This is a genomic window from Streptomyces sp. NPDC006476 (genome assembly GCF_040612015.1).
In the GTDB taxonomy this organism is placed as follows: domain Bacteria; phylum Actinomycetota; class Actinomycetes; order Streptomycetales; family Streptomycetaceae; genus Streptomyces; species Streptomyces griseorubiginosus_B.
Genome location: NZ_JBEXPK010000171.1, coordinates 1 through 6,850, shown reverse-complemented (window position 1 = coordinate 6,850; position 6,850 = coordinate 1). Strand labels below are relative to the sequence as shown.

The following is a 6,850-nucleotide window of genomic DNA, read 5'->3' as shown; positions in this document are numbered from 1 at the left end:
CGTGGCGTCGTAGCCCTGCTCGGCGAACAACTCGAAGGCGGCACGGATGACCGCCTCGCTGCGCCTTGCCTTACCGCGCTCCCGCAGACCTTGCTTCACCATGGCGCCAAGATTACTGCAAAATTACAGCTCCTCGCAATATTGCAGCACACTGCAAATTTAGCTTAGGCTGCAGTCGTCTCGACGGATCGGCGACAAGGAACAGTCATGGCTGGAAAGTTGTACGCACTTGGCCGGTGGGCGGCGCGCCGCCGGCGCTGGGTGGTGGCGGGCTGGCTGCTGTTGCTCGCGGTGGTGGGCGGGCTCGGGATCACCCTCCACGGGAACCTCTCCACACAGTTCAGCGTGCCGGGGATCGAGGCGCAGCGGGCCACGGACCTGCTGAAGAAGGAGTTTCCGGAAGCTGCCGGCGCCGACGCACGCGTGGTGTTCGCCGCACCGCCCGGTGCCACGCTGCTCAGCGGGAAGGAGCAGGCCGCGATCGCCTCGAGCCTGCACAACGCCGCCTCGGTGCCCGGGGTGATCTCCGTGTCCGACCCGGTGACGGGCCAGACGATGTCCGCCGACCACACGATCGGCTTCGCCGACGTCCAGTTCGCCAAGGCGGCAGGAGAGGTGCCGAAGTCCGCCACCGATGCGCTGACCTCGGCGATGGGACCGGCCCGGGACGCCGGCCTCACGGTCGAGTACGACGGCTCGGCGATGGATCCGACCGTGTCGGTGAGCGGCCCCGCCGAGATCATCGGGATCGCCGTCGCGTTCCTCGTACTCGCCCTCGCCCTCGGGTCGCTGGTCGCGGCCGGACTGCCCATGGTCACCGCCTTCGTCGGAGTGGCGATCGGCGTTCTGGGCGTCGAGTTCGTGGCCGGGTTCGTCCAGATGACCGAGACCGCGACCACCCTGGCGCTGATGATCGGCCTGGCCGTCGGCATCGACTACGCCCTGTTTCTGGTGTCCCGCCACCGCGAGCAGCTGGCCGGCCAGGGTGACGACGAGCTCGACGTGCAGGACTCGATCGGTCGCGCCACCGCCACCGCGGGCAGCGCCGTGGCGTTCGCCGGCCTCACGGTGATCATCGCGCTGGCGGCCCTGTCGGCCACCGGCATCCCGTTCCTGACCGTCATGGGCCTGGCCGCGGCCTTCACCGTGCTCCTCGCCGTCCTGGTCTCGCTCACCCTCGTGCCGGCCGTGCTGGCCTTCGCCGGTGAACGGCTGCGTCCCCGCGCCAAGCAGCGCCGCTCCCGGAGCGCACGCCCCGACTCCGCCGGGGCGTGGGGCCTGGCCTGGGCACGCATGATCACCCGCCGGCCCGTCGCCGCCCTGCTCGTCTGCCTGGCGGCTCTGGGAACTGTCGCGCTGCCGGTCGGCCACCTGCGTCTCGGCCTGCCCGGCAGCGAGACCCAACCCGTCGCCAGCACCCAGCACCGCGGCTACGACCTGCTCGGCCAGGGACTCGGGCCGGGCTACAACGCCACCGTCACCGTCGCCGTCGACACCGCCCGCGTCCCGGACGCCCAGCGCACCGCGCTCCTCGACAACCTGGCCGACACGCTGCGGGGCGACACCGGCGTCGCCGCCGTCGCCCCGCCGGTGACCAACCAGGCCGGCACGGTCTCCCTCCTCAGCGTCATCCCCACAACCGGACCGGACGACCAGGCCACCACCGACCTGGTGCACCGGATGCGCGAGAGGGACAAGCAAGCCGTCACCCAGGCCGGCGGCGTCATGTACGTCACCGGCACCACCGCCACCGCCATCGACGTCTCCGCCAAACTGGCCGACGCGCTGCCCCTGTTCATCGCCATCATCACCGTCCTGGCCATCGTCCTGCTGACCATCGCCTTCCGGTCACTGCTGGTCCCCCTCAAGGCCGTACTCGGCTTCCTGCTGTCCACCGCGGCCAGCCTCGGCTTCGCCGTCTGGGTCTTCCAGGACGGCAACCTCACCGACGCCTTCGGAGTCGCCGCCGCCGCACCCGTGGTGGCCTTCCTCCCCGTCCTGCTCGTCGGAGTGCTCTTCGGCCTCGCCATGGACTACGAGGTCTTCCTGGTCAGCCGCATGCGCGAACACTTCGAGCACACCGGCGACGCCCGCGAAGCCGTCGCCCACGGCGTGGCCAGGAGCGGACGCGTGGTCGTCGCCGCCGCACTGATCATGATGGTCGTCTTCGGCGGGTTCATCTTCACCGACGACCCCGTCATCAAGTCGATCGCCTTTTCCCTCGCCTTCGGCGTGCTCTTCGACGCCTTCGTCGTCCGCCTGACCATCGTCCCCGCCGTCATGGCCCTGCTCGGACACCGTGCCTGGTGGCTCCCCCGCTGGCTCGACCGCGTACTGCCCGACGTCGACATCGAAGGCGCCCGCCTGCCCGCTCCCACACCGACCGCCAACACCCCGGCGACCAACCCGGTCCGGCAGCTCGACCACGTCTGACCCGAACACCCGCTGACGCGCAGTATGACGGTGCGTCAGCGGGTGCTCCCGGCTGCGGCCTCGCGCGGTCAGCCGCCGCGAACCTCGAATCCCCACTGGCCGAACGCCGGTCAGACAGGCACAGGGTGATGTCGTGTCAGGAGATCGTCGCCTCACTGGGGCTGGGCGCCGGTCCCGGCCAGTGTGGAGGGCGTGCAACGGCTTCTGACAGCACATACGTGAGTCGGGCCCGCGGCACCAGGCCGCAGGCCCGACGTGTCTCACGCAGAGGTGTTCGGACACAAGAGTGCCGGGGGACCCGAACTCGCGGGTCACGCCCGGCACTTGCCTCGTCCTCCTCCGTCGGAGGGTTCACATCGCCGACGCCCCCGCGTCGACCGGCAGACCGACCCCCGTCACGAAGCTCGCCTGGTCCGAGCAGAGCCACACCACCGCCGCCGCGACCTCCTCCGGCTCGCCGAGCCGCTTGATGGCCATGCGGCTGACCCACTGGGCAAGCTGATCGTCCGTCAGCGCGTCCATGAGCGGTGTGCGAATGGAGGCAGGACACACGGCGTTCACCCGGATTCCGGACTCGGCGTACTCCACGGCGGCCGTCTTGGTGAGGCCGAGCACACCGTGCTTGCTCGCCACGTACGCTCCGAGCAGCGGCGGCGACACCAGCCCGGCCAGCGAGGATGTGTTGACGATCGCGCCGGTGCCGCCCTGGGCGAGCATCTGCCGGATCTGGTGCTTCAGCCCCAGCCAGACGCCCTTGAGGTTGACGGCGATGACCCGGTCGAAGTCGGCGGCCTCCATGTCGACGAGGCTCGCCTGGTGCTCGACGCCGGCGTTGTTCAGCGCGAAGTCCAGCCGCCCGTAAGCTCGTACGGTTTCGGCGACCAGCCGTTCCTGGTCCGCTTCGCGGGTGACGTCGCAGGGAACGAAGCGGGCACGACCGCCCTCCTTCCCGATCAGCTCTACCGTCTGCTCCCCGCCGTCCCGGCAGCTCTCCAGGTCGCTGACAAGCACCGCGGCACCCGCCCGTGCGAAGGCGAGCGCGCTGGCCCGGCCGATACCGCCGGCGCCGCCCGTCACCAGTCCGGACTTCCCCTCCATGAACGGTGTGCCGGTCACAGCGTTGCTCCCTCGCGAATCTGGATCAGCTCGATCAGGTTGCCTTCAGGATCGGCGAGATAGCCGAAGCGGACATCGGGGTGGGGGGCCGGGCCCGGTGGCACGATCACTGAGGCGCCCGCGGCGAGCACTCGGTCGTAGAGGCCGTCCAAGTCGCTCACCCGAAGGCAGAAATGCCCGTAACCCTGGCGCAGTACGGCCGTGTTCGGGTCGGACGCGGGGGGCGAGGGGACCGAATCGGGGCGGGACATGAGCTCCACCGCGTAGCCGTCGGCGGCGCGCAGCACCACAGCACGCATGCGCTGGTCCTCGACCTCGAAGCGGAACTCCTCGGTGAGTCCGAGGGCTTTGGTGTAGAAGACGACGGCCGCGTCGAGATCACGGACCGACAGTCCGACATGGTCGATGGCCGTGGTTGCGGCCGAGGCCTGGGGTGCCGCTGCCGCCGTGGGGTGCATCGAGCACATCGCTGCCTCCTGTGGAGTAGTCAACAATCTAAGACATCTAAGCAGTCTGGCCATGTCGGCAACAAGACTTCTGCAGGTGGAAGGACCATCCGTGCACAGGTCTTGCGAAATTGAAACACACGACAATACTGTGAAGTCTAATCACTTCAGGGAGTGCATCGTGAGCCTTCTCGACGCGGACACATGGACTGCGAAAATCTTTGCCGACGGATGGTCCGGCGGTTCCGGCGGGACCGCCCCGGTCATCGAGCCCGCCACCGGGGACCGGCTCGGCGCCATCGGGATGGCCGACGCGGAGGACGCGCGCAAGGCCGCCACCCGAGCGGCGGCCGCGCAGGCACAGTGGGCGGCCCGGCCGCCCGGGGAGCGGGCCGCCGTCCTGCGCAGGGCCGGCGCACTGTGGGAGGCGCACGCCGAGGAGATCCAGGACTGGATCGTCCGCGAGAGCGGCGCCATCCGCGCCAAGGCGGCGCTGGAGACCCACATCGCCGCCCAGGAGTGCTACGAGGCCGCCGCGCTGCCCAGCCATCCGCACGGCACCGTGCTGCCGTCCGACGAGGCACGCTGGAGCTTCGCCCGGCGCCGCCCGGCGGGCGTGGTCAGCGTCATCGCACCCTTCAACTTCCCGGTCATCCTGTCCATCCGCTCCGTCGCCCCGGCCCTCGCGCTGGGCAACGCGGTACTCCTCAAGCCCGACCCGCGCACGGCGGTGTGCGGCGGAGTCGCCCTCGTACGGATCTTCCAGGAAGCCGGTCTGCCGGAGGGACTCCTCCAACTACTGCCAGGCGGCGCCGACGTGGGCGAGGCCGTGGTCACCGCTCCCGAGGTCCGCGTCGTCTCCTTCACCGGCTCCACGGCGGCGGGCCGCCGGGTCGGAGAGCTGGGTGCCCGCCATCTCAAGCGCACGCACCTGGAACTCGGCGGGAACAACGCCCTCATCGTGCTGCCCGGCGCGGACCTGGCGCTGGCCTCCTCCGCCGGCGCCTTCGGCTCCTTCATGCACCAGGGCCAGATATGCATGTCCACCGGCCGCCACCTGGTCCACGAAAGCCTGCACGACGCCTACGTGGAAGCCCTGTCCGCCAAGGCCACCCACCTGCCCGTCGGCGACCCGGCGTCCGGTCAGGTCGCGCTCGGCCCGCTCATCGACGACCGGCAGCTCGGGCGCGTCGACGACCTCGTGCGGCGGACCGTGGCCGCCGGCGCCCGGCTCGCCGCCGGCGGCACCTACCAGGACCTCTTCTACGCCCCGACCGTGCTGGCGGCCGTGACCCCGGCGATGCCCGCCTGGACGGACGAGGTGTTCGGCCCCGTGGCGCCCGTCGTGCCCTTCGCCACGACGGAGGAGGCCATCGCTCTCGCGTCCGAGAGCGAGTACGGACTCTCCCTCGGCATCCTCGGAGACGTCGGCGACGCCATGGCCATCGCGGACGCGGTTCCCAGCGGCATCGTCCACATCAACGAGCAGACCGTCTCCGACGAGGCCAACGCCCCCTTCGGCGGCGTCGGCGCCTCCGGTACCGGTTCGCGCTTCGGCGGCCACGAGGCCAACATCGAGGCCCTCACCGAGACCCAGTGGCTGACCGCGCGCCCCCGGATCGCCCCCTACCCGTTCTGACCGGACACCCTCAACCAGCATCACCAGAACAGGAGTCGCGCCGCCATGGGCGAGATCAACGCTGGTCAGGCCATCGTCAATGCCCTGCGAGCCGAGGGCGTCAGCCATGTCTTCGGCATGCCTGGCGGCCATGTTCTGCCCCTCTACGACGCCATCCACCGCACGCCCGGCATCAGCAGCTTCCTGGTACGCCATGAGCATCACGCGGCGGCCATGGCGGCGGCGTACGCCCAGCTCACCGGCGAGCCCGCCGTGGTCCTGGTCACCGCCGGACCGGGCGTCACCAACACCCTCACCGCGGTCGCGGAGGCATACGTCGGGGCCCTGCCCATGATCGTGCTCGGCGGCCGCGGCGCCACGGCGACCGCGCACCGGGGCGCCAGCCAGGAGGTCGCCACCGACCAGGTGTTCGCCCCCGTCACCAAGTGGTCGGTCCGGGTCGACCGGGCCGACCTCCTCACCGACGTCCTGCGGCAGGGCTTCGCCCGCGCCCGCGGCGGCAGGCCGGGCCCCGTCCTGATCGACATCCCGCGTGACCTGCTGACCCTCGACGTCCCCGACAAGCCGTACCTGCCGGTCGGCCCGCCCGCCCGGCTCGCCGCCGATCAACCGGCCGTCGACGCCGCGGCAGCGGCCCTCGCCGCTGCCCGCAGCCCGCTCCTCGTCGCGGGTGGCGGAGTCGCCTCCTCCGGCGCCTTCGACGCACTGCGCGCCCTGGCCGAACGCCTGTCGGCCCCCGTACTGACCAGCCTCGCCGGACGCGGCAGCCTCCCCGACGACCACCCCCTCGCGGCCGGCGGCCTCGGCGCCCACCGCAACCCCGTCGCCAAACGGCTGCTCGCCGAGGCGGACGTGGTCCTCGGCCTCGGCACCCGCTTCGAGGAGATGGAGACCAACTGGCAGCCCACCGCCCTCCCGTCCCCCGACGCCACCTACATCCAGGTCGACATCGACCCGGCCGAACTGGGCCGCGCCATCCCGGCCCACGTCCCCGTCAACGGCGATATCAAGAGAGTCCTGGAGCAACTGCTCACCGCCCTGCCCGAGGACACACACGCCTCCCCCGGCCGCACGGAGCGCCTCCTCCAGGACATCACCGCCCTCGACGCCGCCGTCGACCGCATGGCACTCGACGACAGGGCCCCGATCCATCCCGCCCGCGTCATCCGCACCGCCCGCTCCGTCTTCCCCCGCGACACCGTCCTCGGCGTCGACG

Annotated in this window: 5 protein-coding genes and 1 pseudogene; 3 read left to right on the top strand and 3 right to left on the bottom strand. The window is 71.1% G+C overall.

What is annotated here, in order from left to right; genetic code table 11:
* Positions 1-102: pseudogene (locus ABZZ74_RS51895) on the bottom strand (cell wall protein); the annotation flags it as partial.
* Between the two features lie 105 nt (positions 103-207).
* Here ABZZ74_RS51895 and ABZZ74_RS51890 point away from each other — a divergent pair.
* Entirely contained in the window at positions 208-2,433 is a 2,226-nt protein-coding gene (locus ABZZ74_RS51890) for an MMPL family transporter (protein ID WP_356951112.1), read from the top strand.
* Between the two features lie 351 nt (positions 2,434-2,784).
* On the opposite strand, the gene ABZZ74_RS51885 is transcribed toward ABZZ74_RS51890, so the two are convergent.
* On the bottom strand, positions 2,785-3,549 hold the full coding sequence (locus ABZZ74_RS51885; protein WP_356951111.1) for a glucose 1-dehydrogenase: 765 nt from the start codon (positions 3,547-3,549) through the stop codon (positions 2,785-2,787).
* A complete protein-coding gene (locus ABZZ74_RS51880) occupies positions 3,546-4,016 on the bottom strand; it encodes a VOC family protein (RefSeq protein WP_050789665.1) in 471 nt (156 codons plus the stop codon). Before ABZZ74_RS51880 ends, ABZZ74_RS51885 begins: the two co-directional genes overlap by 4 nt.
* A gap of 160 nt (positions 4,017-4,176) precedes the next feature.
* Here ABZZ74_RS51880 and ABZZ74_RS51875 point away from each other — a divergent pair, with 160 nt between their 5' ends.
* Together ABZZ74_RS51875 and ABZZ74_RS51870 are read left to right on the top strand one after the other, a co-directional pair.
* Positions 4,177-5,634 carry a benzaldehyde dehydrogenase gene (locus tag ABZZ74_RS51875; RefSeq protein WP_356951110.1) on the top strand — a complete coding sequence of 486 codons (1,458 nt, stop codon included), beginning with the start codon at positions 4,177-4,179 and terminating at the stop codon, positions 5,632-5,634.
* Between the two features lie 45 nt (positions 5,635-5,679).
* Positions 5,680-6,850: thiamine pyrophosphate-binding protein (locus ABZZ74_RS51870; RefSeq protein WP_356951109.1), on the top strand; the 1,171-nt coding region annotated here is incomplete at its 3' end.

Coding starts and splice junctions, on each gene's coding strand:
- ABZZ74_RS51890 (WP_356951112.1), top strand. CDS start 208: ATGGCTGGAAAGTTGTACGCACTTGGCCGGTGGGCGGCGCGCCGCCGG.
- ABZZ74_RS51880 (WP_050789665.1), bottom strand. CDS start 4,016: ATGTGCTCGATGCACCCCACGGCGGCAGCGGCACCCCAGGCCTCGGCC.